21 protein-coding genes, 1 tRNA gene and 1 pseudogene are annotated in these 23157 nt (G+C 70.9%); 9 read left to right on the top strand and 14 right to left on the bottom strand.

Translation table 11 applies throughout. The features are described from left to right. Positions 1 to 882, top strand: a pseudogene (locus E1193_RS31945) (hypothetical protein); the annotation flags it as partial. A 4-nt stretch (positions 883 to 886) separates the two neighbouring features. Here E1193_RS31945 and coaE read toward each other — a convergent pair. Together coaE and rpsA are read right to left on the bottom strand one after the other, a co-directional pair. Continuing rightward, positions 887 to 2068, bottom strand: coding sequence for a dephospho-CoA kinase (gene coaE, locus E1193_RS17425; RefSeq protein WP_132184249.1), 1182 nt, complete (start codon positions 2066 to 2068; stop codon positions 887 to 889). A gap of 352 nt (positions 2069 to 2420) precedes the next feature. Then, a complete protein-coding gene (gene rpsA, locus E1193_RS17420) occupies positions 2421 to 3908 on the bottom strand; it encodes a 30S ribosomal protein S1 (protein WP_132184248.1) in 1488 nt (495 codons plus the stop codon). A gap of 367 nt (positions 3909 to 4275) precedes the next feature. Between rpsA and E1193_RS17415 the strand changes: the two genes are divergently transcribed. From E1193_RS17415 to E1193_RS33225, 5 genes are all read left to right on the top strand, one after another. Then, the gene (locus tag E1193_RS17415; RefSeq protein WP_132184247.1) at positions 4276 to 5082 is read left to right on the top strand and encodes a class I SAM-dependent methyltransferase; all 807 of its coding nucleotides are present in this window, start codon (positions 4276 to 4278) and stop codon (positions 5080 to 5082) included. Positions 5083 to 5458: 376 nt separating this feature from the next. Next, positions 5459 to 5677 (top strand): DUF2945 domain-containing protein, encoded by a 219-nt coding sequence (locus E1193_RS17405; RefSeq protein ID WP_132184250.1) that lies wholly within the window; start codon positions 5459 to 5461, stop codon positions 5675 to 5677. After that, complete coding sequence (locus tag E1193_RS17400; protein ID WP_132184246.1) at positions 5664 to 6095, top strand: DUF3140 domain-containing protein; 432 nt, start codon at positions 5664 to 5666, stop codon at positions 6093 to 6095. The genes E1193_RS17405 and E1193_RS17400 overlap by 14 nt, the downstream gene beginning before the upstream one ends. A 75-nt stretch (positions 6096 to 6170) precedes the next feature. Further along, the gene (locus E1193_RS33230) at positions 6171 to 6335 is read left to right on the top strand and encodes a hypothetical protein (RefSeq protein WP_243707747.1); all 165 of its coding nucleotides are present in this window, start codon (positions 6171 to 6173) and stop codon (positions 6333 to 6335) included. A 12-nt stretch (positions 6336 to 6347) separates the two neighbouring features. Further along, positions 6348 to 6479, top strand: a complete 132-nt coding sequence (locus E1193_RS33225; protein WP_279433357.1) for a MerR family transcriptional regulator — start codon at positions 6348 to 6350, stop codon at positions 6477 to 6479. A 107-nt stretch (positions 6480 to 6586) separates the two neighbouring features. Here the strand turns inward: E1193_RS33225 and polA are convergent, their stop codons facing one another. The 10 genes from polA to E1193_RS17340 form a co-directional block, all read right to left on the bottom strand. Then, a complete protein-coding gene (gene polA / locus E1193_RS17385; RefSeq protein WP_132184245.1) occupies positions 6587 to 9286 on the bottom strand; it encodes a DNA polymerase I in 2700 nt (899 codons plus the stop codon). Positions 9287 to 9484: 198 nt separating this feature from the next. Then, a complete protein-coding gene (locus E1193_RS17380; protein WP_132184244.1) occupies positions 9485 to 10294 on the bottom strand; it encodes an amino acid ABC transporter ATP-binding protein in 810 nt (269 codons plus the stop codon). Continuing rightward, the gene (locus E1193_RS17375; RefSeq protein ID WP_132184243.1) at positions 10291 to 11271 is read right to left on the bottom strand and encodes an amino acid ABC transporter permease; all 981 of its coding nucleotides are present in this window, start codon (positions 11269 to 11271) and stop codon (positions 10291 to 10293) included. Before E1193_RS17375 ends, E1193_RS17380 begins: the two co-directional genes overlap by 4 nt. Before the next feature lie 2 nt (positions 11272 to 11273). Beyond that, complete coding sequence (locus E1193_RS17370) at positions 11274 to 12182, bottom strand: ABC transporter substrate-binding protein (protein WP_132184242.1); 909 nt, start codon at positions 12180 to 12182, stop codon at positions 11274 to 11276. Positions 12183 to 12215: 33 nt separating this feature from the next. Beyond that, on the bottom strand, positions 12216 to 12926 hold the full coding sequence (locus E1193_RS17365; RefSeq protein WP_132184241.1) for an ABC transporter ATP-binding protein: 711 nt from the start codon (positions 12924 to 12926) through the stop codon (positions 12216 to 12218). Next, positions 12916 to 13698, bottom strand: a complete 783-nt coding sequence (locus E1193_RS17360; protein WP_207922743.1) for an ABC transporter ATP-binding protein — start codon at positions 13696 to 13698, stop codon at positions 12916 to 12918. The genes E1193_RS17365 and E1193_RS17360 overlap by 11 nt, the downstream gene beginning before the upstream one ends. 55 nt (positions 13699 to 13753) lie before the next feature. After that, positions 13754 to 14863, bottom strand: coding sequence for a branched-chain amino acid ABC transporter permease (locus tag E1193_RS17355; protein ID WP_132184239.1), 1110 nt, complete (start codon positions 14861 to 14863; stop codon positions 13754 to 13756). Then, the gene (locus E1193_RS17350) at positions 14860 to 15810 is read right to left on the bottom strand and encodes a branched-chain amino acid ABC transporter permease (RefSeq protein ID WP_132184238.1); all 951 of its coding nucleotides are present in this window, start codon (positions 15808 to 15810) and stop codon (positions 14860 to 14862) included. The genes E1193_RS17355 and E1193_RS17350 overlap by 4 nt, the downstream gene beginning before the upstream one ends. Positions 15811 to 15914: 104 nt before the next feature. Continuing rightward, positions 15915 to 17078, bottom strand: coding sequence for a branched-chain amino acid ABC transporter substrate-binding protein (locus E1193_RS17345; protein WP_132184237.1), 1164 nt, complete (start codon positions 17076 to 17078; stop codon positions 15915 to 15917). 326 nt (positions 17079 to 17404) lie between these two features. Then, a complete protein-coding gene (locus E1193_RS17340; RefSeq protein WP_132184236.1) occupies positions 17405 to 18025 on the bottom strand; it encodes a response regulator in 621 nt (206 codons plus the stop codon). Between the two features lie 105 nt (positions 18026 to 18130). Between E1193_RS17340 and E1193_RS17335 the strand changes: the two genes are divergently transcribed. Next, positions 18131 to 18204: transfer RNA gene (locus E1193_RS17335), tRNA-Leu, on the top strand. Between the two features lie 99 nt (positions 18205 to 18303). Here the strand turns inward: E1193_RS17335 and E1193_RS17330 are convergent. Beyond that, complete coding sequence (locus tag E1193_RS17330) at positions 18304 to 19461, bottom strand: PLP-dependent aspartate aminotransferase family protein (protein WP_132184235.1); 1158 nt, start codon at positions 19459 to 19461, stop codon at positions 18304 to 18306. A gap of 102 nt (positions 19462 to 19563) precedes the next feature. Between E1193_RS17330 and E1193_RS17325 the strand changes: the two genes are divergently transcribed. Then, the gene (locus E1193_RS17325; protein WP_132184234.1) at positions 19564 to 20046 is read left to right on the top strand and encodes an Lrp/AsnC family transcriptional regulator; all 483 of its coding nucleotides are present in this window, start codon (positions 19564 to 19566) and stop codon (positions 20044 to 20046) included. A gap of 45 nt (positions 20047 to 20091) precedes the next feature. Next, positions 20092 to 21102: an LLM class flavin-dependent oxidoreductase gene (locus tag E1193_RS17320; protein WP_132184233.1), complete on the top strand. Its 1011-nt coding sequence runs from the start codon at positions 20092 to 20094 to the stop codon at positions 21100 to 21102. Positions 21103 to 21338: 236 nt separating this feature from the next. On the opposite strand, the gene E1193_RS17315 is transcribed toward E1193_RS17320, so the two are convergent. Then, positions 21339 to 23157, bottom strand: a 1819-nt coding sequence (locus E1193_RS17315; RefSeq protein ID WP_132184232.1) for a rhamnogalacturonan lyase, incomplete at its 5' end; no start/stop codon positions are given.

Raw genomic sequence — 23157 nt, 5'->3', positions numbered from 1 at the left:
CTGCCCACCCCGGTCGGGGCCGGCCCATCCACCAGCCCACCTGCCCCGCCCGTGGCCGGGGACGGCGATCCCCGCTGGTGGGTCGACCGCGACTCCCGGCTGCGCCGGTGGGAGGGGCGGCTGCCGGACCGGACACCGGTCACCGCCGAACTGGACCATCTCGACCGGCCGGTGCTCTGGCCGGTCGACGCGCTGGGCGGCCGTCCGGGACTACCCCGGACGCTGCTCGACCCGGAGGCCGAGCGGCTGACCCGGGTGCCCGCCCGGCTACGCGCCGAGGCCGGCGCCGCCGTCACCGTGGCCGCACCGCTCGGCACCGCCGCCAACGTACGCGGCACCGGCTGGCTGAGTTGGACCGGTCGGGCCGCGTACCTGTCGGTGGCCGAACTGGACACTCTCGGCCGGCACACCCTGCTGCACCGCCACCGGGGCGGGTTCGACCGGGCCGAGGTGCCGGTCGGGCCGGGCGCGGGCGCCGTCACCGCGCCCGCCCATCCGCCGCTGCCGCCACCGCCCGACGCCGGCTGGCGGCGCGGCGTACGCCCCACCGACGACCTCGACCTGCTGGTCGACACGGCGCTGCGGGCCGCCGCAGCGCCGGCCCGGCCCGGTGCCGCCGTGTGGCTGCGGGTCGACCGGGTCGGTGGCCGGGTGGTGGACGTCATCGAGCTACGCGAAAAGGGATTACGCCTGCGCTACTGGCTGGACCGGACGGGACTGCCGCGCCGGTTGGAGCTGCGCGCCCGTTCCCACGCCTGGGCGCAACTCGACCTCACCCCGGGCGTCGTGCCGGCCGGGGTCGTGCCACCCGCGGCCCGGCCACCCGCCGGGAAACCGGCCACCGCGTCCCGCCGGGGCGGCGGGCCGGACCGGGGCCGGTGAAGGGTCAGGGCCGCCAACCGGTCCGTGCGGCCCACTCCTGCGCCCGCAGGCGCTCCTCGTCGAACCAGGGCTCCCCCGACGTCGCGAACTCGCCGTCATCCGGGGCCCCAGCCGCCAGTTCCCGCTGCGACCTCAGGTAGGCGGCCCGCTGGTCGGGTTCGGCACGCAGGTGGTCACGCGTCAGCAGCGCCTGCCGCCAGCTGGGTGAGCCGGCCAGCCGCAGGTACAGGCTGGCCGGTCGGCCCGGGTCGGCGCTGCCGTGCAGCCGCTCCTGCCTCCGCCCGTCGTCACCCGGCCCCGGGGCGTCCCACCGGCTGCCGTGCACCCGGGGGAAGCCGGCGTCGGCGAGCCGGTCGGCGAGTGGCCCGTCTGCCTCCGTCAGAGAACCCACGGTCAGCTGGATGTCGATCACGTTCCGGGCGGCGAGGCCGGGCACGGCGGTCGAACCGATGTGGTCCAGGCGTGGCTCCGCCGGGGCGGCGGCGTGTCGGATCCGGGCCGCTAGCCGGGCGTACTGCTCGGCCCAGGTCGGGTCCGCCTCGGTGAACGCCACCCGTGGGGGGAAAACCGCGCGCCGCTGCCGCACGTTGCGTTCGTAGGGCACCAGCCGGTCCCGCCACAGGGCGTCCACCGCCGTGTGCAGGTCGTCCAGTGAACCGTCGTTGTGCAGCACCACGTCGGCTGCAACCCGACGCCGGCCGTCGTCGGCCTGCGCCGCGATGCGCCGCCTGGCCTCCGCCGGCGGCATGCCACGGCCGCGCGCCAACCGCTCCAGTCGGGTGTCCACCGCCGTCTGCACGACCACCACCAGGTGGTACGTCGGGGCAAGCCCCACCTCCACCAGCAACGGCACGTCGTTGACGACCACCGCGTCCGCGGGTGCGGCGGCGACCAACTCAGCGGTGCGGCCGCGGACCCGCGGGTGGGTGATCGACTCCAGCCGGCGTCGCGCGCTCTCGTCGCCGAAGACCAGGGCGCCCAGTGCCGCCCGGTCCAGCGCGCCGCTGGCGTCGAGCACCCGGTCGGAGAAGGCGGCGACGATCTCGCCGAGCCCCTCAGTGCCCGGGGCGACCACCTCGCGGGCGATCCGGTCGGCGTCGACGACAAACGCGCCCCGCTCGGCCAGCCGAGCCGCCACCGCGCTCTTGCCTGACCCGATCCCACCGGTCAGTCCCACCTTCAGCACCGCACCAGTAGACCGGATCATCCCTATCCCCGCCAACCAGACCGCACCCCGCGCCGTGACCTCGTCCACGGGATCGAACCGAGCCAAGCTGGGCAGGCGGGCCGATCACATGAGCGACGCCAGCTACGCCACATCGCGGCAACCCGCCACCGCGACACCACAGAATGCCGCACGGCGAGAGCCCCGAACCGGCGAGAGCGCCGAACCAACGGGCGGGCCGAGCCGGGGAGCGGGAAAGGTGGTGGACGCGCGAGGGCCCCGCCCCCAGGCGATCCGGTGAACCGGATCGCGGGGACGGGGCCCGTCGTCGTCAGTGACGGCTCCAGCTCGCCGAGCTGGAGTTGTCACAGGGTCACTTGCCGCCGGCGAGCTTCTCCCGCAGTGCGGCGAGCGCCTCGTCGGTGGCCAGCGTGCCGGCCGGCTCCTCGGCCTGACGGCTCGGGGCCGCGCTGGTCGTGGTGGTGGTGCCGGTGACGGCCGGGGCCGGGTTGGCAGCGGCCTCGGCGTCGGCGGCACGGGAGTTCTGCACCTGCTTGGTGTGGGCCTCCCAGCGCTGGCGCGCCTCGGCGTACTGCTGCTCCCACGCCTCGCGCTGCTTGTCGTACCCCTCGAGCCACTCGCCCGTCTCCGGGTCGAAGCCCTCCGGGTAGATGTAGTTGCCCTCGGTGTCGTAGGTCGCGGCCATGCCGTAGAGGGTCGGGTCGAAGTGCTCCTCGCCCTCGACGAAGCCCTCGTTGGCCTGCTTGAGCGACAGCGAGATGCGGCGACGCTCCAGGTCGATGTCGATGACCTTGACCATGACCTCGGAGCCGACCTGGACGACCTGCTCCGGGATCTCCACGTGACGCTCGGCCAGCTCGGAGATGTGGACCAGGCCCTCGATGCCGTCGTCCACCCGGACGAAGGCACCGAACGGCACCAGCTTGGTGACCTTACCCGGCACGATCTGCTGGATCGCGTGGGTACGGGCGAACTGCCGCCACGGGTCCTCCTGGGTCGCCTTCAGCGACAGCGAGACCCGCTCACGGTCCAGGTCGACGTCCAGAACCTCGACCTCGACCTCCTGGCCGACCTCGACGACCTCGGACGGGTGGTCGATGTGCTTCCAGGACAACTCGGAGACGTGCACCAGGCCGTCCACGCCGCCCAGGTCGACGAACGCGCCGAAGTTGACGATCGACGAGACGACGCCCTTGCGGACCTGCCCCTTCTGCAGCTTGTTGAGGAACTCGGTGCGCACCTCGGACTGCGTCTGCTCCAGCCAGGCCCGGCGGGACAGCACCACGTTGTTGCGGTTCTTGTCCAGCTCAATGATCTTGGCTTCGAGCTCGCGGCCGACGTACGGCTGCAGGTCCCGCACCCGCCGCATCTCGACCAGGGAGGCGGGCAGGAAGCCGCGCAGCCCGATGTCGAGGATGAGGCCACCCTTGACCACCTCGATGACCGAACCGCGGACGACGCCGTCCTCGTCCTTGATCTTCTCGATCGTGCCCCAGGCCCGCTCGTACTGCGCCCGCTTCTTGGAGAGGATCAGACGACCCTCCTTGTCCTCCTTCTGGAGGACAAGGGCCTCGATGTGGTCACCGACCGAGACGACCTCGGCGGGATCCACGTCGTGCTTGATCGACAACTCCCGAGAGGGGATGACGCCCTCGGTCTTGTAGCCGATGTCGAGCAGGACCTCGTCCCGATCGACCTTGACGACGGTGCCTTCGACAATGTCGCCGTCGTTGAAGTACTTGATGGTCTCGTCGATCGCGGCGAGGAAAGCCTCCTCGGAACCGAGATCGTCGTGGGTGACCCGGGTGGCGCTCGAGGGGGCCTCGATGCTGCTCGTCATGTGGGCGGTTGCTCCGGTCGGATGGGTTGTCACAGCAGGCGTGGTGTCGCGGTGACCTGTCCGCGCCAACGGATCCGTCGCCGGGCACACCGAACGATCGCCAAGTGAGGATCATTAGTGGCTCCGGTGACCGCGCACCTGCTCCCTGCCGAGGCACACGATCCGCGAGCGCGTCGTCTAGCCTACCTGCTGCATTACCACAGCGTGCAAGCCCTCCCGCCTCCTCGTGGCCGCGCCAGCTGCGAAAGCGGAGATTTAGGCCGGAAAACGTCACGACTGTCTCGCGCGTCACATCCGCACCGGGAAAGATAGCGCATCCCCCGGCCCGGCGACCGCCGGTCGGACGGGCGGGGCCTAGCGTGATCGGGTGGACGACGACAACCGAGTGATCCGCCGCCGGGTCGGCGACGCGGAGACCCGCCGCGCCAACCGCCGCTGGTGGGACGCCGACGCCGACGACTACCAGGCCGTGCACGGCGCGTTCCTGGGCGACGTGGACTTCGTCTGGTGCCCGGAGGGACTGCGCGAGGCCGAGGCCCGGCTGCTCGGCGACGTCGCGGGGCGCCGGGTGCTGGAGGTGGGGTGCGGGGCCGCCGCGTGCGCCCGCTGGCTGGCCACCCGGAACGCCCACCCGGTCGCCCTCGACCTCTCCGCCGGCATGTTGCGGCACGCCGCGCGCATCGCCGACGCCACCGGGGTACGCGTGCCGCTGGTGCAGGCCGACGCCCTCGCCCTACCCTTCCCCGACGCCGCCTTCGACCTCGCCTGCACCGCCTTCGGCGCGGTTCCCTTCGTCGACGACTCCGCCGCGCTGATGGTCGAGGTCCACCGGGTGCTGCGCCCGGGCGGCCGATGGGTCTTCTCGGTGACCCACCCGATGCGCTGGATCTTCCTGGACGACCCGGGTGAGGGCGGGCTGACGGCCGTGCACTCGTACTTCGACCGCTCCCCCTACGTGGAGCAGGACGCACACGGCACGGCCACGTACGTCGAGCAGCACCGCACCCTGGGCGACCGGATTCGCGAGCTGGTCGGCGCGGGGTTCCGGCTGCTGGACCTGGTGGAGCCGGAGTGGCCGCAGGGACACGAGGGGACCTGGGGGCAGTGGAGCCCACTGCGCGGACGGCTCTTCCCCGGCACCGCCATCTTCGTCACCGAGAAGCCGGCCGACTGAGCCATCCGGTACGCAGCCGCCCACCGCTGTACCACCGCACACCGACCGGTGCCGTCGCTGGGCCGCGTCGGACCGCGGGTGCGACCGAGTGCCCCGCGCTCGGCGCTGGGCTCACGGCATGAGCGCCGAGCCCGGCCCGACATCACCTGGCCCCTGGTGTCCGGATCCGATGCGGCAGCAGCGTGCGGACTACACGCTGGTGGATCTGCTCGACCTGCCGGACGCCCCCCGAGCTGGTCGAGCTGACCGAGCCCTTCGACATCAAGCTGCCGATCGCCCAGATCACCCCCTGACGGCGCTCCGCCGGCCCGCGCCGGAGCCGCCCACCACGCCCCGGCCGCCGTTTCCCGCCGATCGGTACGGGTACCCGGGCGGCATGGCCGAGAAGAAGTTCCACACGGGCGACCACGTCTCCTGGGCCAGTCACAGCGGCCGGGCGTACGGCGTGGTCAAGGAGAGGATCACCGAACGGACGCACGTCCGCGGGCACACCGTGGACGCCACGCCGGAGGAGCCGCAGTACCGGATCCGCAACGACCACTCGGGCCGGGACGTCGCCCACCGACCGGAGGTGCTGCGGCATGAGCCGAAGTGACGATCCCCGGCAGACCTACCGCGAGTTCACCGAGGCGGTGAACATGCGGCCCGCCGAGCTGCAGCAGTGGCTGGAGACCGACGAGTCCAAGCACGTCGGCTGGCGCCGGAAGGGCTCCGGCGGCGGCGAGTCGGTGGGCCACGAGTCCGGCCGGAGGATCATCGACCTGCTGCGCCGCAAGCGCGACCAGCTCACCGCCGGCGACTACCGGCACATGCGCAAGGTCGTCGGGTACGTCCGGCGGCACATGGCGCAGCGACCGAGCGGCGACGTCCGCCGGACCCGGTGGCGGTACTCCCTGATGAACTGGGGCCACGATCCCGTCAAGGCCCCGCTGCCGCCGCCGGGCGGCCCGTCCCGGAAGGCGCTGGAGCGACGCGGCGCCCCACCCAGGGAACGCCGGGCCCCCAACCGTTGACCCGACCGCCTGAGCCTGCCGCTGACGGCAGGGTCAGACTGGACGTCCTGGTCGCCGCTCACCGCGAACGGCGGCGTGATCGTCAACATCACCACGGCCGTCGGCCAGCGCGGATGGCCGGGCTCCTCGGTGTACGCCGCCAACAAGGCCGACGTCGGCCAGATGATCATCGCGCCGAACGGCGGTGGGACGGAAGGTGGGCACGTGCGGATCGGCGAGCTGGCCAGGGTGACCGGCTGAACTCCCCGTGCCCTGCGGCACTACGAGGAGCACGGACTGATCACCTCGGCGCGGGCGGCGAACGGCTACCGCGAGTACGACGAGCGCGCGGTGGCCCGGGTTCGCAACATCCGGTACCTGCTCGGCGCCAGGATCGCCACCTAGCTCACCACCCCGGCGAGGCTCTGCCCGGCACGATCGGCGGATCCGCAACCGGTTCGGCGTACGTGTCGGCGGCGGTGGAGCGCCTCACGCACGCAACCGCCGCCCGGTCAGTGGTCGGCGCTGTTCCAGTCGCGGCCCTCGCCGACGGAGACCTCCAGCGGCACGGACAGCGGGTACGCCTGCCCCATCTCCTTGCGCACCAACGCCTCCAGCGTTTCCCGCTCGCCCGGCGCGACCTCGAAGACCAGCTCGTCGTGCACCTGGAGCAGCATCCGGGAGCGCAGGCCGGCGTCGCGTAGCGCGGTGTCGACGCGCAACATGGCGACCTTGATGATGTCGGCCGCCGACCCCTGGATGGGGGCGTTGAGCGCCATCCGCTCGGCCATCTCCCGGCGCTGGCGGTTGTCACTGACCAGGTCGGGCAGGTAGCGCCGGCGGCCGAGGATGGTGGAGGTGTAGCCGTCCTGGCGGGCCCGGGCCACCACCTCGTGCAGGTAGTCCCGCACCCCGCCGAAGCCGGCGAAGTAGTTCTCCATCAGCCCGCGCGCCTCGTCGGCGCTGATGCCGAGCTGCTGGGAGAGGCCGAACGCGCTCAGCCCGTACGCCAGACCGTAGTTCATCGCCTTGATCTTGCGCCGCTGGTCGGCGGTGACCTCAGCCACCGGCACCCCGAACACCGACGAGGCGGTGGCGGCGTGGAAGTCCGCGCCGGAGTTGAACGCCTCGATCAGTGCGTCGTCCGACGACAGGTGCGCCATGATCCGCATCTCGATCTGGCTGTAGTCGGCGGTGAGGAGGCATTCGTACCCCTCCCCCACCACGAAGGCCCGGCGGATGCGCCGCCCCTCCTCGGTGCGGATGGGGATGTTCTGCAGGTTGGGCTCGGTGGAGGAGAGCCGGCCGGTCGCGGCGACCGTCTGGTTGAAGGTGGTGTGGATGCGGCCGTCGTCGGAGACCGACTTGAGCAGCCCGTCGACCGTGGACTTCAGCTTGGCGACGTCCCGGTGGCGCAGCAGATGCTCCAGCACCGGGTGCGGGTTCTGCGCGTAGAGCCACTGGAGGGCGTCCGCGTCGGTGGTGAAACCGGTCTTGATCTTCTTGGTCTTGGGCAACCCCAGCTCGCCGAAGAGGATCTCCTGGAGCTGCTTGGGCGATCCCAGGTTGAACTCCCGCCCGACCGCCGCGTACGCGCCCTGCGCCGCGGCCTTCACCTCGGCGGCGAAGTGCGCCTCCAGCTCCGAGAGGTAGGGCGTGTCGGCGGCGATCCCGGTGCGCTCCATCTCGGCGAGCACCCGCATCAGTGGCAGCTCCACCTCGGCCATCAGCCGGGCGGACTGCTCGCCGTCGCGGGACAGCTCGGCGTCGATCGCGTCGGCCAGGTCGAGGGTGGCCCGGGCCTGGAGCATCAGGTTCTGCTCGGCCTCACCGTCGTTACCGAGCCCGTCCAGGGTGAGCTGACCGGTCTGCGGGGCGTCGACGCGCAGCTCCCGGTGCAGGTAGCGCAGGGCCAGGTCGGTCAGGTCGTACGAGCGCTGGTCGGGGCGGGCCAGGTAGGCGGCGATCTGGGTGTCGCGGGCGATGCCGTGCAGGGACCACCCGTGCGCGGCGAAGGCGAGCACCGCCGGCTTGCTGTCGTGCAGCACCTTGGGGCGCGCGGCGTCGGCCAACCAGGCCGCGAGGGCCGCCTCGTCGGCCGGCTCCAGCCCGGTCGGGTCGCACCAGGCCGCCGCCCCGCCGGAGGTCGCCAGCGCCAGGCCGGTCACCGAGGCGGTGTGCCGCCGGTTGGGGCCGGTGTCGAGTTTGACGGCCAGCCCGACCGGGGTGTCGGCGGGGGCGTGCGTCTCCAGCCAGCCGGCCAGCGCGCCGGGAGCGGCGAGCACCTCGCCCGCCAGCTCGAAGCCCGCCTCGGCCTCCGGCTCCACGGCCTCGAGGTACTGGTAGAGCCGGTCCCGCAGGATGCGGAACTGGAGGGTGTCGAAGACCTGGTGCACGGCCTCCCGGTCCCAGCCCTGCCAGCGGGCGTCCTCCGGGCGGATCGGCAGCTCCAGGTCGGAGACCAGGCAGTTGATCTCGTAGTTGCGGATCACGTCGGCGAGCCGCTCACGCAGGCTGTCGCCGGCCTTGCCCTTGATCTCGTCGGCCCGGGCGATGACGCCCTCCACCCCGCCGTACGTGTTAATCCACTTGGCGGCCGTCTTCGGCCCGACCCCGGGGACGCCGGGCAGGTTGTCGCTGCTCTCGCCGACGAGCGCGGCCAGGTCACGGTAGCGCTCGGGGCCGACGCCGTACTTCGCCTCGACCGCCGCCGGGTCCATCCGGGCCAGGTCGGAGACGCCCTTGCGCGGGTAGAGCACGGTGATGTCGTCGCCGACGAGCTGGAACGCGTCCCGGTCGCCCGTGCTGATCAGCACCTGCATGCCCTGGTCGCGGGCCTGGCAGGCGAGGGTGGCGATGACGTCGTCGGCCTCGTAGCCCTCCCGCTCCACCACCGGGATCCGCAGCGCGGCGAGGACCTCCTTGACGAGGCTGACCTGCCCCTTGAAGTCGGTCGGGGTCTCGCTGCGGCCGGCCTTGTACTCCGCGTACTTCTCGGTGCGGAAGGAGCGGCGGGAGACGTCGAAGGCGACCACGATGTGGGTGGGCTGCTCGTCGCGGAGCACGTTGATCAGCATCGAGGTGAAGCCGTAGACGGCGTTGGTCGGCTGCCCGGTCGTGGTGGAGAAGTTCTCCACCGGCAGGGCGAAGAAGGCCCGGTATGCCAGGGAGTGTCCGTCGACGAGAAGCAGGCGCGGCGTCGTAGCTGTCACGGCAGCGACTCTAGTCCGTACCGCCGACAACCCCGCCCCGCGGCACGGCCCGGGCCGGTGCCACCTGCCCCCAGGATCAGCCGCCAGCTCGCCGTGGTCCGGTGACCCGGGGTCTCCGTTCCGCCGTGCGGGCGAACCCGCCGGCCGACAGGACGCGGGTCCGGTGCGGCGGCGGGCGCCGCACCGGACCCGGCGGGGTCACAGGACCTTGGCCAGGAAGGCCCTGGTGCGATCATGTCGGGGATTGGCGATGACCTCGCGCGGGTCGCCCTGCTCGACGACCACGCCGCCGTCCATGAAGACCAGGTGATCGCCGACCTCCCGGGCGAAGCCGATCTCGTGGGTGACCACGATCATGGTCATGCCGTCGCGGGCGAGGTCCTTCATCACGTCGAGCACCTCGCCGACCAACTCCGGGTCGAGCGCGCTGGTGGGCTCGTCGAAGAGCATCAGCTTCGGTCGCATCGCCAGCGCCCGGGCGATCGCCACCCGCTGCTGCTGGCCGCCGGAGAGCTGACCGGGGTACGCCCCGAGCTTGTCGCCCAGCCCCACCCGCTCCAGCAGCTGCGCGGCCCGGTCGCGGGCCTCGGCCTTCTTCACCCGGCGCAGCAGCACCGGTGCCTCGACGACGTTCTGCAGCACGGTCATGTGCGGGAAGAGGTTGAACCGTTGGAACACCATGCCGATCGCCCGCCGCTGGGCCGCGACGTCCTTCTCCCGCATCTCGTGCAGCTTCCCGCCGCGCTCGCGGTAGCCGATCAGGTCGCCGTCCACCCAGATCCGGCCAGCGTTGATCTTCTCCAGGTGGTTGATGCAGCGCAGGAAGGTCGACTTGCCGGAGCCGGAGGGGCCCAGCAGACAGCACACCTCGCCGGCACGGACCTTCATGTCGATGCCCTTGAGCACCTCGATCGACCCGAACGACTTGTGCACCTGCTCGGCGCGGACCATCGGCCCGGACACCGCCGCCGTACCGTCAGGCGATGCCGACACCGTCAGCTCGGTCATGTGCCGGCCACCTTCCCGGTTGTCCCGCCGTTCTCCGCCGCGATCCCTCGCAACGTGGTCCTCGCCCGTCCGCTGCGCCCCGCGCCCTTGGAGAAGTGCCGCTCCAGGTAGTACTGCCCGACCAGCAGCACGCTGGTCACCAGCAGATACCAGAGGGTCGCCGCGACCAGCATCGGAAAGACCTGGAAGGTCCGGCTACCGACGGCCCTGAGCTGGAAGAACAGCTCGGTGGAGACCGGCACGAAGGCCACCAGCGAGGTGTCCTTGAGCATGGCGATGGTCTCGTTGCCGGTCGGCGGGACGATCACCCGCATGGCCTGCGGCAGCACGATGCGGCGCAGGACCTGGGCGCGGGTCAGGCCCAGCGCCTGGGCGGCCTCGGTCTGACCCTCGTCCACCGACTGGATGCCGGCCCGGACGATCTCCGCCATGTAGGCGGCCTCGGACAGGCCCAGCGCCAGCATGCCGGCGACGAACCCGCTGAGGATCTCCAGGGCGGAGAAGCCGAACAGCCGGGCCTGGAAGTCGTCGACCCCGAACAGGGCGCCGATCTGCCGGTCGAAGGGCAGCCCGAACTCGATGCGCGCCCACAGGATGCCCAGGTTGCCGAAGAGGATCACCAGCACCAGCCGGGGCACCGCCCGGAAGAACCAGGTGTACGCCCAGGCGACACCACGCAGGATCGGGTTCTCCGACAGCCGCATGATGGCGAGGACGACACCCAGCCCGATACCGATCAACATGGAGGTCACGAGCAGCGCGATGCTGCCGCGCAGCCCCTCCACGACCGGCGGCCGGAACATCTCGTCGACCATGAACGACCAGTTGAACGCCTTGTTCGTCACCAGCAGGTGGACGAACATGGCCACCAGCACCCCGATCACGGCGATGGCGACCCACCGCCCGGGGTGCCGCACGGGCACGGCTCGGATGGGTTCCGGCCGTGCCCGTTCGGGTCTGTCTGCCTCGACCGACATCGTCAGCTGGTCGGGTTCAACGCCGAGGTCGTGACGGCGCCGCCCTCGACGCCCCACTTCTTCAGCGCGCCCTCGTACGTGCCGTCGGCGATGACCGCCGCGACGGCCTCCTTCAGCACCTCGGCGAACGCGGTCTGGTCCTTCTTCACCGCGTAGCCGTACGGGGCCGACTCGTAGATGTCGCCGAGCGGCGCCAACTGGCCGCCGCTCTGCTTCACCGCGTACGCGCCGACCGGGGAGTCGGCCAGCATGGCGTCGTCCTTGCCGCTGACCACCGCGGCCGTGGCGTCGCTCTGCGCCTGGTACTGGTCGATGGTGATCGCCGGTTTGCCGGCGTCGGTGCACTTCTTCGACCGGGCGGTGATGTCGTCGAGCTGCACGGTGCCGACCTGCACGGCGATCTTCTTGCCGCAGGCGTTCTCCGGGTCGACGCCGGCCGGGTTGCCCTGCTTGGTGGCCCACTGGGTGCCGGCGGAGAAGTAGCTGACCATGTTGACGCTCTTGAGCCGCTCGGCGTTGATGGTGAACGACGAGACACCGACCTCGTACTTGCCGGAGTCGACGGCCGGCAGGATCGCGTCGAACGGCGCCGACTCGTACTCGGCCTTCAGGCCGAGCTTCTGCGCGACCGCGTTGAACAGGTCGATGTCGAAGCCGACGACGGTCTTGCCGTCGTTGTCCAGGAACTCCGCCGGGGCGTACGTCGAGTCGGTGCCGACCTTGATAACGCCGTCGGCCTTGATGGCGTCGGGCACCTTCGCGGCCAACGCCGAGTCGGCGGCGGCGGTGACGGAGGGCCCGGCGCCGGGCTGGGCGCTGTTCTCCTTCTCGCCGCACGCGGCGAGCGACAGAGCCAGCAGCGCGGCGCCGGTGACGCCGAGGGTCGCGCGGCCACCACGTGAGTTGAACATTTTGCGCTCCTTGCGATGAGGGGTGGCGGCCGGTCAGGCCACGCCGAGGTACGCCTCTTTTACCGACGGGTCGTGCAGCAGCTCCGCACCGGTGCCGCTCTTGACGATCCGGCCGGTCTCCAGCACGTACGCCCGGTGCGCCCGGGCCAGCGCCTGTTGGGCGTTCTGTTCGACGAGCAGGATCGTGGTGCCCTGCTGGTTGATCTCGGTGATGATGCTGAAGATCTGCTGGATCAGCATCGGCGCCAGCCCCATCGAGGGCTCGTCGAGCAGCAACAACTTCGGCCGGCTCATCAGCGCCCGGCCGACGGCCAGCATCTGCTGCTCGCCACCGGAGAGCGTGCCGCCGTGCTGCTTGCGCCGCTCGGCCAGCCGCGGGAAGAGTTCCAGCACCCGGTCGAGATCCTGGGCGATGCCCGCCCGGTCCCGCCGGGTGTAGGCACCCATGCCGAGGTTCTCCAGCACCGTCATGCCCGGGAAGATGCCGCGGCCCTCGGGCGCCTGGCACAGACCGCGCCGCACCCGCAGGTCCGCCCGCAGCTTGGTGATGTCCTCGCCGTCGAACCGGACACGTCCGGAGGCGACCGGCCGGATCCCGGAGATGGCCCGCATCGTGGTCGACTTCCCGGCGCCGTTGGCGCCGATCAGCGCCACGATCTCGCCCTCGGCCACGGTCAGGCTGATGCCGTGCAGCGCCTGGATCCGCCCGTACAGCAGGCTCACATCGTCAATCTCAAGCAGCATCGTCCGGCACCCCCAGGTACGCCGCGATCACCTTCGGGTCCTCCCGCACCTCGGCGGGCAGGCCCTCGGCGATCTTCTTTCCGAACTCCAGGACCACGATCCGGTCGGTGACGCCCATGACCAGCCGCATGTCGTGCTCGATCAGCAGCACCGTCACCCCGCTGTCCCGGATCTGCCGGATGAGCTGGAGCAGTTCCTCCTTCTCCGCCGGGTTGAAGCCGGCGGCCGGCTCGTCCAGGCAGAGCAGCAGCGGGTCGGTGGCCAGCGCCCGGGCGATCTCCAGCCGACGCTGCTCGCCGTAGGAGAGGTTGCGGGCGAACTCGTGCATCCGGTGACGGATGCCGACGAACTCCAGCAGGCGTTCGGCCTTCTCGCGGCCCTCGCGCTCCTCCCGCCAGTACCGCGGCAGCCGGAACAGCGCCGAGATCACGCTGGTCTTGTGGTGCGCGTCGGCGCCGACCAGAACGTTCTCCAGCGCCGTCATCTCGGGGAACAGGCGGATGTTCTGGAACGTCCGCGCCATGCCCATCTTGGTGATCTGGTGCCGTTTCTTGCCGCTGATCTTCTCGCCGCGGAACCTGATCTGCCCCTCGGTGGGCTGGTAGATACCGGTCATGGCGTTGAAGCAGGTGGTCTTGCCGGCGCCGTTGGGGCCGATCAGGCCGAGGATCTCCCCCTTGTAGAGGGTGAAGTCCACCTCGTTCAGCGCGACCACGCCGCCGAAGCGCAGCGTGACGTGGTCGACCTCCAACAGCGGTTCCCGCGCGGGCACCGCCTCGACGGCCGGGGCACCCGCCTGGGCGGGAACGGACGGCTTCTGCTCGGTGTCACTCACCGACGGTCACCTCCTTGCGGCGGTCCTTGAACTCCGCCGCACGTCGTCGGTTCGGGATCAGCCCCTCCGGCCGGAAGATCATCATCACCACGAGCACCAGGCCGAAGAAGAGGAACCGGTACTCGTAGAGCTGCACGCCGAACAGGTCGATGCCACGGAACCGCTCGATCATGTAGGCCACCAGGCCGCCACCGACGATCGCACCGACGATGTTGCCGGAACCGCCGAAGATGACCGCGGCCAGGATGATGATCGAGTTGAGCAGCTCGAAGTTCTGCGAGTTGACGAAGTTCTGCTTGCCCGCGAAGAGCGCGCCGGCCAGGCCGGCGATCGCCGCGCCCGCCGCGAACGCCCAGAGCTTGAACTTGAACGTCGGCACACCCATCAACTGGGCGGCGTCCTCGTCCTCACGGATCGAGATCCAGGCCCGGCCGACCCGGCTGTGGGTCAGGTTCCGCACCCCGATCACCACCAGGATGATCACCGTGAGCACCAGCCAGTAGTACGGCCGGGCGTCCAGCACCCCGAAGACCGGGCGGCCGTCGGCGTACTGGCCGGGCGGGTGCGGAATCTGGTTGAAGCCCCGCTGGCCCTTGAGGAACTCGGAACTGACCGCCCCGATCCGGATCATCTCGGCGAAGCCGAGGGTCACCAGCGCCAGGTAGTCACCGCGCAACCGCAGAGTCGGCGTGCCCAGCATGACGCCGGAGACCATCGTCAGCGCGATCGCCACCGGCACCGCCAGCAGCCACGGCCACAGCGTCTTGAGGTCGCTGCTCGGCGAGGTCAGCACGGCCACGGTGTACGCGCCCACGGCGAAGAAGCCGAAGTACCCGAGGTCGAGCAGGCCGGCGAAGCCGACCACGATGTTCAGGCCCACCGCCAGCAGCACATAGATCGAGACGGTGAACATCACCTGGGTGAAGTTCGCCCCCGGGGTCGGGATCGGTCCCAGGTACTGGTAGAACTCCCTGTTCGGCAGGGCGTAGAAGAACGCGATCACCGCGATCAGCAGCGCCCAGCGCACCCAGCGCGGCGCCCCACGCCAGCGCTCGCCGGCCGCCTCGCGGCCGGAACGGACCCTCTCCAGGACGGTCGTCATGCCCGCGCCCTCCCCAGCGATTCACCCAGCAGACCGGTCGGCCGGAACATCAACAGCACCACCAACAGCGCGAACGCCGCGAAGTCCTTCCACTCCGTGCCGAACAGACCGGAGGCGTAGTTCTCCACCACGCCCAGCAGCAGGCCACCGACCAGCGCGCCGCGCAGGTTGCCGATGCCGCCGAGCACCGCGGCGGTGAACGCCTTGAGCCCCAGCAGGAAGCCCACGCTGTAGGTCAGCGTGCCGATCCGGACGTCGTAGAGCAGGCCGGCCACGCCGGCCATGGTGCCGCCGACGATGAAGACCATCATGATGATCCGGTCCTTGTTCACGCCCATCAGCGCGGCGGTGTTGGCATCCTGCGCGACCGCCCGGATGCCGCGGCCGACCCGGCTGCGGTTGATGAACAAGTCCAGCCCGATCATCATGCCCAGGGCGGCGCCGACGGTCAGCAGCTGAACCGCGTCGATCGGCACCCCGGCGATGTGGAACAGCGGCTCGGTGCTGACCAGGTTCGGGGCGCCCTCGGGGCGGCGGCGGGTCCAGATGCCGAACGCCTCCGAGATGGCGATGGACGCGCCGATCGCCGTGATCAGGAAGGCCAGCGGCGGCGCGTTGCGCTTACGCAGCGGCCGGTACGCCACCCGCTCGATCACGGTGGCCGTGCCGGCGGAGGCGATCGCGGCGACAATCACCGCCACCAGCAGGTAGAACATGATCGACCCGATGCCGCTGACCTGCGAGTTCTGGTCGAGCCCGAAGCCGTTCCAGGTCCAGATCGCCGCGAACGCGCCTGCGATGAAGACCTCGGAGTGGGCGAAGTTGATGAGTCTCAGGACGCCGTAGACCAGCGTGTAGCCGAGCGCGACCAGGGCGTAGATCGCACCCTGCGTCAGGCCGGTGGCCGTGTATGTCCCAAAGTTGGAGAACAGGTCGTCGAAGTTCAATGAAGGGACGCTCCATCGGGTCTGGAGAGAAAAGGGGTGCGGCCGGGAGTGAGTTCCCGGCCGCACCCGCGATCACAACTCAATCGCTGTAGCAGCGACCGGCGTCAGGACTTCGGGATCTCCTGGTCCGGCACGACCTTGCCGCCGGTGACCTTGAAGGCCCAGACCTTGACCTGCGCCGGGTCCAGCTCGCCGCCCTCGACGAACTTGTAGGTCGCCGCGACGCCCTCACCGTTGTAGTTCTTGACGAACTCCAGCAGCCCCGGCCGGGTGGTCTTGCCGTCCTTGATGCCGGCGAGCAGGATGCTCGCCGCGTCGTAGGCGGTGTCGCTGTAGGTGCCCGGGTCGGTGCCGTTGAGCGCCTTGTACTCCTGGGCGAACGTGCCGCGCGCCTCGGTGGCCGGCTGGCAGGGGCAGGTGAGGATGGTGCCCTCGGCCGCCGCGGCGCCAGCGGAGGTGATGTAGGCGGCGTCGTTGACGCCGTCGCCCGCGACCAGCGGTGCGGTGACCCCGGCAGCGGTGAGCTGCTTGCGGATCAGGCCGGCCTCCTGGTAGTAGCCGCCGTAGAAGATCGCCTGGACGTTGGCGCTCTTGACCTTGGTGACCACACCGGAGAACTCGGTCTGCTTGCCCTCGCCCTGGACCTTGTCCGAGCCGACGACAGACGCGCCGAGAACCTTCTTGACCTCGTCGGCCAGGCCCGCGCCGTAGGCGGACTGGTCGTCGATGACGTAGACCCGCTCGGCCTTGATGATGTTCTTGATGTAGTTACCGGCCGCCGGGCCCTGGCTGAAGTCGTTGCCGACCGCCCGGAAGAAGGTCTTCCAGTTCTGCTCGGAGAGGCTCGGCCGGGTCGCGGAGGGGGTGATGGTGACGAGGCCGGCCTCGTTGAACAGCGGGCCGGCGGCCTCCGACTCACCGGAGTAGGCCGGGCCGACGATGCCGAGGATCTTCGTGTCGTCGATGGCCTTCTGAGCCAGCTGCGGGGCCTGGTCGGGGCTGCCCTGCGAGTCCAGCGGCACCAGCTCGACCTTGCAGTCGGGGTTCTCCTTGTTGTATTTGTCGACGGCCAGCTTGGCGCCGTTGTTCTCGTTGATGCCCAGCGCCGCCGAGCTGCCGGTCAGCGCGCCGAAGAACGCGATCTTGTTGCCGCACTGGTCGCCACCGGCCGCGGTGTCCTCACCACCGCCGTTGCCGCACGCGGCACTGCCGGCGACGAGCGCCAGCAGGGCGGCTCCACCGATCACACGAGCGAGCTTCTGCCTCAAGGCCCGAACCCTCCTCAGTTCCATGGTCCGAACCACCCGCTGCCTATTGGCCCTTGCGGGGGGCGGACGAACCAGACCGTCGTCGCCGGTCTGGGGCCGGACGCTATCCCACCTCGGAGCTGCGATGAAAGCCCCAGGGAGACGCGTTGACCGAACCGTTACACGGCGTGGCGGACCGGAACCGATCACTGTAAGAACAGTCGATGGTACGGGAGTTCCGCCGGTGCCTGGTGGGTAAGGAGTGACCCCTCCTGGGGGCCTTTACCCGACGGCTTGCCAGCAGCCCAGCAGGCAGGAAACGCCTCAGCGCCGGACCCCGCACACCCTCAGGTGGCCGGCTGGGCGACCTCGCCGCCGGCGGTCTCGGCGAGAATCCGCTCGGCGACCTCTTTCATGGTCATCCGGTGGTCCATCGCGGTGCGCTGGATCCACTTGAACGCCTGCGGTTCGGTCATGCCGTACGTCGTCATCAGGGCGCCCTTGGCCCGCTCGACCGTCTTGCGGATCTCCAGCCGATCGGTGAGGCCGGCGACCTCGGCCTCCAGCGCGGCGATCTCGGAGTAGCGCGACAGCGCGATCTCCACCGCCGGCACCAGGTCGCTCTTCTGGAAGGGCTTCACCAGGTACGCCATCGCGCCGGCCGCCCGGGCCCGCTCGACCAGGTCACGCTGGCTGAACGCGGTCAGGATGATCACCGGGGCGATCCGCTCGGCGGCGATCCGCTCGGCGGCGGCCAGGCCGTCCATGATCGGCATCTTGATGTCGAGGATGACCAGATCCGGCTTGAGCTCCTCGGCCAGCCGGACGGCGGTCTCGCCGTCCCCGGCCTCGCCGACGACCTCGTAGCCCTCCTCGACCAGCATCTCGGCCAGGTCCAGTCGGATGAGCGCCTCGTCCTCGGCGATCAGTACGCGCCTGCGCTCGGCATCCGTCTGCGTCTCGGCCACGAGCCACTCCCACCCAGTCTGTGCCCCGACACCCGCCATGCCGGGTGTCGCCGCCCCTAGCGTAGTAGGTAACCTATGACCCGACGCGACAGCGTCGGGTCACCTGTCCCCGTATTCCAACCGGTAGAGAAGCGGAGCTCAAACCTCCGACAGTGTGGGTTCGAATCCCACCGGGGACACCGAAACCGTCATACAGGCGTTCGAGATGACGCGGGGCACCCACCGGAGATCCGCGCTCGCGCGCCAGCTGAACCTTGCCGGTGCCCGCGAGGGCAGAATCAGATCATCGCGAGCGCCCGCTCCAGGTCCGCTCGCAGGTCCTCCGGGTCCTCCAGCCCGACGGAGATCCGCAGCAGCCCACCGCACGGCTTGGCCTCCCCGGCCACCGGCCGGTGCGTGAGCGAGGCCGGGTGCTGGATCAGCGTGTCCACGCCGCCGAGCGAGACCGCGTGGGTGATCAGCTGGCACGCGTCGGCGACCCGCGCGGCGGCGGGGGCGCCACCGCGTACCTCGACCGCGAGCAGGCTGCCGGTGCCGGACAGTTGCCGCCCGACCAGCCCGGCCGGGTCGTGGACCGACGGGTGGTGCACCCGGGCGACAGCCGGGTGGCCGGTGAGCCAGCCGGCGAGTTTCTCCGCGCCGGCCTGCTGGGCGCGGACCCGTAGCGGCAGGGTCTGCAGGCCGCGGTGCAGCAGGTACGCGCCGAGCGGGTGCAGCACGGCGCCGGTGACGGCGCGGACCTGGCGCTGCCGGGCGGCCCAGCCGCTGTCGCCGGCGATGACGCCGGCGAGGACGTCGCCGTGGCCGCCGATGCTCTTGGTGGCGCTGTGCAGGACGAGTGCCGCGCCGTGCCGGGCGGGCTGCTGGAGCACCGGGGTGGCGACGGTGTTGTCGACGAGCAGCGGGACGTCGCCGGCGGCCTCGGCGAGGGCGGCGATGTCGATCAGGTCGAGGGTGGGGTTGGCCGGGGTTTCGACGACCACGAGGGCGGTGTCGGAGCGTACGGCGGCGGTGACCTGGTCGGGCCGGGCCCAGGTGACCTCGGTGCCGAGCAGACCGGTGGCGAGGACGTGGTCGGTGCCGCCGTAGAGGGGGCGGACGGCGACGACGTGGCGCTTCCCGTCGCGGGTCGCGGCGAGCAGGGCGGCGGTGAGGGCGGCCATGCCGCTGGCGAAGGCGACGGCCTCGGCGGTGCCCTCGAGCTCGGCGAGCGCGGTCTCGAAGCGGGCCACGGTGGGGTTCCAGAGGCGCTGGTAGACGGCGCTGGCACCGGGCGGGAGGGTGCCGCCGCCGGCGAGCAGCTCGTACGTCTCGCCGCCGCCGTCGACGCCGGGCAGCGGGTTGGTGGTGGACAGGTCGATCGGTGGCACGTGGACGCCGAGGGCGGCGAGGTCGTCGCGGCCGGCGTGCACGGCTCGGGTGTCCACGGTCGTCATGACCGGAAGCGTCGAACAAGTTCCGAAGCAATAGCAAGGGGGCCGAACATCATTCTGGAGAATGCGCTTCCATCGATCGGGTCTTCGGGGAAGGATGATCCGATGTCCGCTACGCCGAATGATGTGCGGCGATCGTTCGCCGCGCTGGACGACGTCGACCGCGCGATCCTGGCCGAGCTGGCCGCCGATGGCCGTGTGCCGAACAACGCACTGGCGGAGCGGGTCGGGGTGGCGGCCTCGACCTGCCTGACCCGCACCCGGGCCCTGCGTGAGTGCGGGGCGATCCGGGGTTTCCACGCCGAGGTGGACCCGGCAGCGCTGGGGTTGCCGTTGCAGGCGCTGGTCTCGGTGCGGCTGACCGCCCACGAGAGGGCGGCCGTGGACGCGTTCCGGGCCCGGTCGGTGCGGTTGCCGGGGGTGGTGTCGGTGTTCCACGTGGCCGGCGCGGAGGACTACGTGCTGCACGTGCGGGCGGCATCCGGGGACGCGCTGCGGGACTTCGTGCTCGACCACCTCGCGGTGGACCCGGCGGTGCAGCACACCCAGACGAGTCTGATCTTCGAGCAGGCGCGGGGTATGGGTTAGGGCACGATCCGGAAGACGCCGGTCGCGCCGCGGGTTGTCCGCGGTGTGATCGACGTACCGTTGTCTGTCCTTGATCTTGCTCCGGTGGCTCGTGGCGCGACCGCCGGTGAGGCCCTGCGGCACACCACCGAGCTGGCCCGCCGCACCGAGGAGCTCGGCTACCACCGGTTCTGGGTGGCCGAGCATCACAACATGCCGGCGATCGCCAGCTCCGCGCCGGCCGTGCTGCTCGCGCACCTGGCGGCGCACACCTCGACCATCCGGCTGGGTTCGGGCGGGGTGATGCTGCCCAACCACGCGCCGCTGGTGGTGGCCGAGCAGTTCGGCACCCTGGAGGCGCTGCACCCCGGCCGGATCGACCTGGGTGTCGGCCGGGCACCGGGCACCGATCAGGTGACCGCACTGGCGCTGCGTCGGACCGTGGAGGGGCTGTCGGCCGAGGGTTTTCCTCGTGAGCTGGCGGACCTGATGAACTACTTCACCGGTGACGAGCCGGGGCCGATCAGGGCGACGCCGGGCCTCGGGCAGTCGCCGGCGGTCTGGCTGCTCGGTTCCAGCGGGTTCAGCGCCCAACTGGCCGGACTGCTCGGGCTGCCGTTCTCGTTCGCGCACCACTTCAGCGCGGAGCACACCCTGCCGGCGTTGCGGCTGTACCGGCAGAGCTTCCGGCCGTCGCGCTGGCTGCAGCGGCCGTACGCGATGGTCGCGGTCAACGTGGTCTGCGCGGACACCGACGAGCGGGCCGAGTGGCTGGCCGGGCCGAGCGCGCTGTCCTTTCTGAAGCTGCGGGCCGGGCGGCCGGAACCCCTCGTCACGCCGGAGGTGGCGGCGGCGTACCCGTACGACGACCCGGAACGCCAGTTCGTGCGGCAGCGCCGCGACGGCCAGGCGACGGGCTGTCCGGAAACGGTCCGCCGGCAGCTCGGCGACCTGCTGACCCGCACGGGCGCCGAGGAGCTGATGCTCACCACGATGGTGTACGACGTGGCCGACCGGGTGCGCTCGTTCGAGCTGGTGGCCGAAACCGTGGCCGGTGGTCTGACGCGGAATGCCTGAAACACGTTCTTCATACCCACGTCACTCCCACGTCGCGGAGCACCCCTAACTTGGTGATCGGTGGTGGTACGGCACTCCCGGTCGGGACGGGTCGGGGGTGCTGCGGTGTGGTGCACCGGGTCGCCAGAGCTGCGGATTCCGCGCACTGGCGACCCGGTGCCTGTTCTTCCGGTCCGGGTCAGCGCCGCCCCGGGCCGGTCAGCGTCGTCGTCACGGACCGGGCGGTCGGATGACCGTCAACGCAGGTAGATGTTCGGGGTCGGCGGAGTGGACATGCCGTCACCGATGAAGAAGCTCGGGTGCGGCGGCTGGTTGTAGGCGGTGTTCTGCCAGGCGATGGCGGTACGGTACTGCGCGTCGTGCATCAGCGTGTAGATCCGGGTGCTGGTCTGGCTGGGCGTGCTGTAGATCCGCAGGGCGCGGTTGTCGCTGGTGCGCCAGACGACCTCCTCCCGCCAGTCACCGAGGATGTCGCCGGACAGCGCCGGAGTGGACTTGGTCCCGTTGTTGGAGGCCACCCCGCTGCCGCTGAGCAGTCGGGTCTCCCCGCTGGTGCCGTACTTGTCGACCCGGGTGCCGTCGAGCAGTTCACGCACCGGGTCGCCGTCCCACCAGGCGAGGAAGTTTGTCGAGGACGGCTTGCGCCCGACGTTCTGCCCGCGGGTGTTGGCCAGGCCGCCGACGGCCGAGGACCAGGACTCGGCGCCGGGGCTGCCGGCCCAGATGTCGGCGGAGACCCCCCGGCCGTTGTCGCCAGCCGGGGCCGTGGACCACAGCACCTGCCCGGTGCGGGCGTCGGCGAACCAGGAGCCGGGCTTGCGGGAGTCCTCACTGACCTTGAAGTACTCCAGTCCCGGGCGGGACGGGTCGAGGTCACCGACGTGCCCGGCGTCGCCGTGGCCGTGGCCGGTGGACCACAGCAGCCGGCCGTTGTCGTCGATGGTGGCCGCGCCGTAGACGATCTCCTGCCGGCCATCGCCGTCGACGTCGGCGACGGAGAGGCTGTGGTTGCCCTGTCCGTACGCGGCGGAGTTGCCGGAGGCGTTCGAGTCGAACGTCCACCGCTTGGTCAGGGTGCCGTTGCGGAAGTCCCAGGCGGCGATGACGGCCCGGGTGTAGTAGCCACGCGCCATGATCAGTGAGGGGCGCTGCCCGTCGAGGTAGGCGGTGCCGGCGAGGAACCGGTCGACGCGGTTGCCGTACGAGTCGCCCCAGGAGGAGACGTTGCCGCGCGGCGGGTCGTAGTTGACGGTGGAGAGGGCGGCGCCGGTGCGGCCGTCGAACATGGTCAGATACTCGGGGCCGGCGAGGATGTAGCCACTGGAGTTGCGGTGGTCGGCCGACGCTGAGCCGATGACCTGGCCGGTGCCGGAACGGGTGCCGTCGGCGGTCTTCATGGCCACCTCGGCGCGACCGTCGCCGTCGTAGTCGAACACCTGGAACTGGGTGTAGTGGGCGCCGGCGCGGATGTTACGACCCAGGTCGATACGCCACAGCCGGGTTCCGGTGAGGGTGTACGCGTCGATGTAGACGTTGCCGGTGTAGCCGGACTGCGAGTTGTCCTTGGCGTTGGACGGATCCCACTTGAGCACGAACTCGTAGTCGCCGTCGCCGTCGAGGTCGCCGACGCTGGCGTCGTTGGCCACGTAGGTGTACGCCTCCCCGCTGGGCGTGGTGCCGCCCGGCGGCACCTGCAACGGCACGTCCAGGTAGCCGCTGCCGAACTGGAGCGCGGGCGCCGAGGCGGCCTGCTCAGTGCCGTTGACCACGGCGCGCACCGTGTACGACGACCCGGCCGCCGCGCCGCTGTCGAGGTAGTTGGTCGCGCCGGTGATCGGCGAACTGTTCACCTTGGTGGCGCCCCGGTAGAGGTTGAACGACACCCCGGAGGCCTCGGTGCCGAGCAGTCGCCAGGACACCAGGTTGCCGCTGCCGGAGCGGACGCTGACCAGCCCGCGATCGAGGTTCTCCATCTGCATCGCCCCGCCCGGCGGCGGCGTGGTCGGCGGTGGCGTGGTGGGAGGTGGCGTGGTGGGAGGTGGCGTGGTGGGAGGT

This window comes from Micromonospora sp. KC606 (genome assembly GCF_004348675.1).
In the GTDB taxonomy this organism is placed as follows: Bacteria; Actinomycetota; Actinomycetes; order Mycobacteriales; family Micromonosporaceae; genus Micromonospora.
The sequence above is the reverse complement of the archived record's forward strand: the minus strand, read 5'-3'. Positions and strand labels throughout refer to the sequence as shown.

Excerpts from the sequence above, each read along its gene's own strand:
- rpsA (WP_132184248.1), bottom strand. The coding sequence starts at position 3,908 with ATGACGAGCAGCATCGAGGCCCCCTCGAGCGCCACCCGGGTCACCCAC.
- E1193_RS17405 (WP_132184250.1), top strand. The coding sequence starts at position 5,459 with ATGGCCGAGAAGAAGTTCCACACGGGCGACCACGTCTCCTGGGCCAGT.
- E1193_RS17400 (WP_132184246.1), top strand. The coding sequence starts at position 5,664 with ATGAGCCGAAGTGACGATCCCCGGCAGACCTACCGCGAGTTCACCGAG.
- E1193_RS17380 (WP_132184244.1), bottom strand. The coding sequence starts at position 10,294 with ATGACCGAGCTGACGGTGTCGGCATCGCCTGACGGTACGGCGGCGGTG.
- E1193_RS17375 (WP_132184243.1), bottom strand. The coding sequence starts at position 11,271 with ATGTCGGTCGAGGCAGACAGACCCGAACGGGCACGGCCGGAACCCATC.
- E1193_RS17370 (WP_132184242.1), bottom strand. The coding sequence starts at position 12,182 with ATGTTCAACTCACGTGGTGGCCGCGCGACCCTCGGCGTCACCGGCGCC.
- E1193_RS17365 (WP_132184241.1), bottom strand. The coding sequence starts at position 12,926 with ATGCTGCTTGAGATTGACGATGTGAGCCTGCTGTACGGGCGGATCCAG.
- E1193_RS17355 (WP_132184239.1), bottom strand. The coding sequence starts at position 14,863 with ATGACGACCGTCCTGGAGAGGGTCCGTTCCGGCCGCGAGGCGGCCGGC.
- E1193_RS17330 (WP_132184235.1), bottom strand. The coding sequence starts at position 19,461 with ATGACGACCGTGGACACCCGAGCCGTGCACGCCGGCCGCGACGACCTC.
- E1193_RS17325 (WP_132184234.1), top strand. The coding sequence starts at position 19,564 with ATGTCCGCTACGCCGAATGATGTGCGGCGATCGTTCGCCGCGCTGGAC.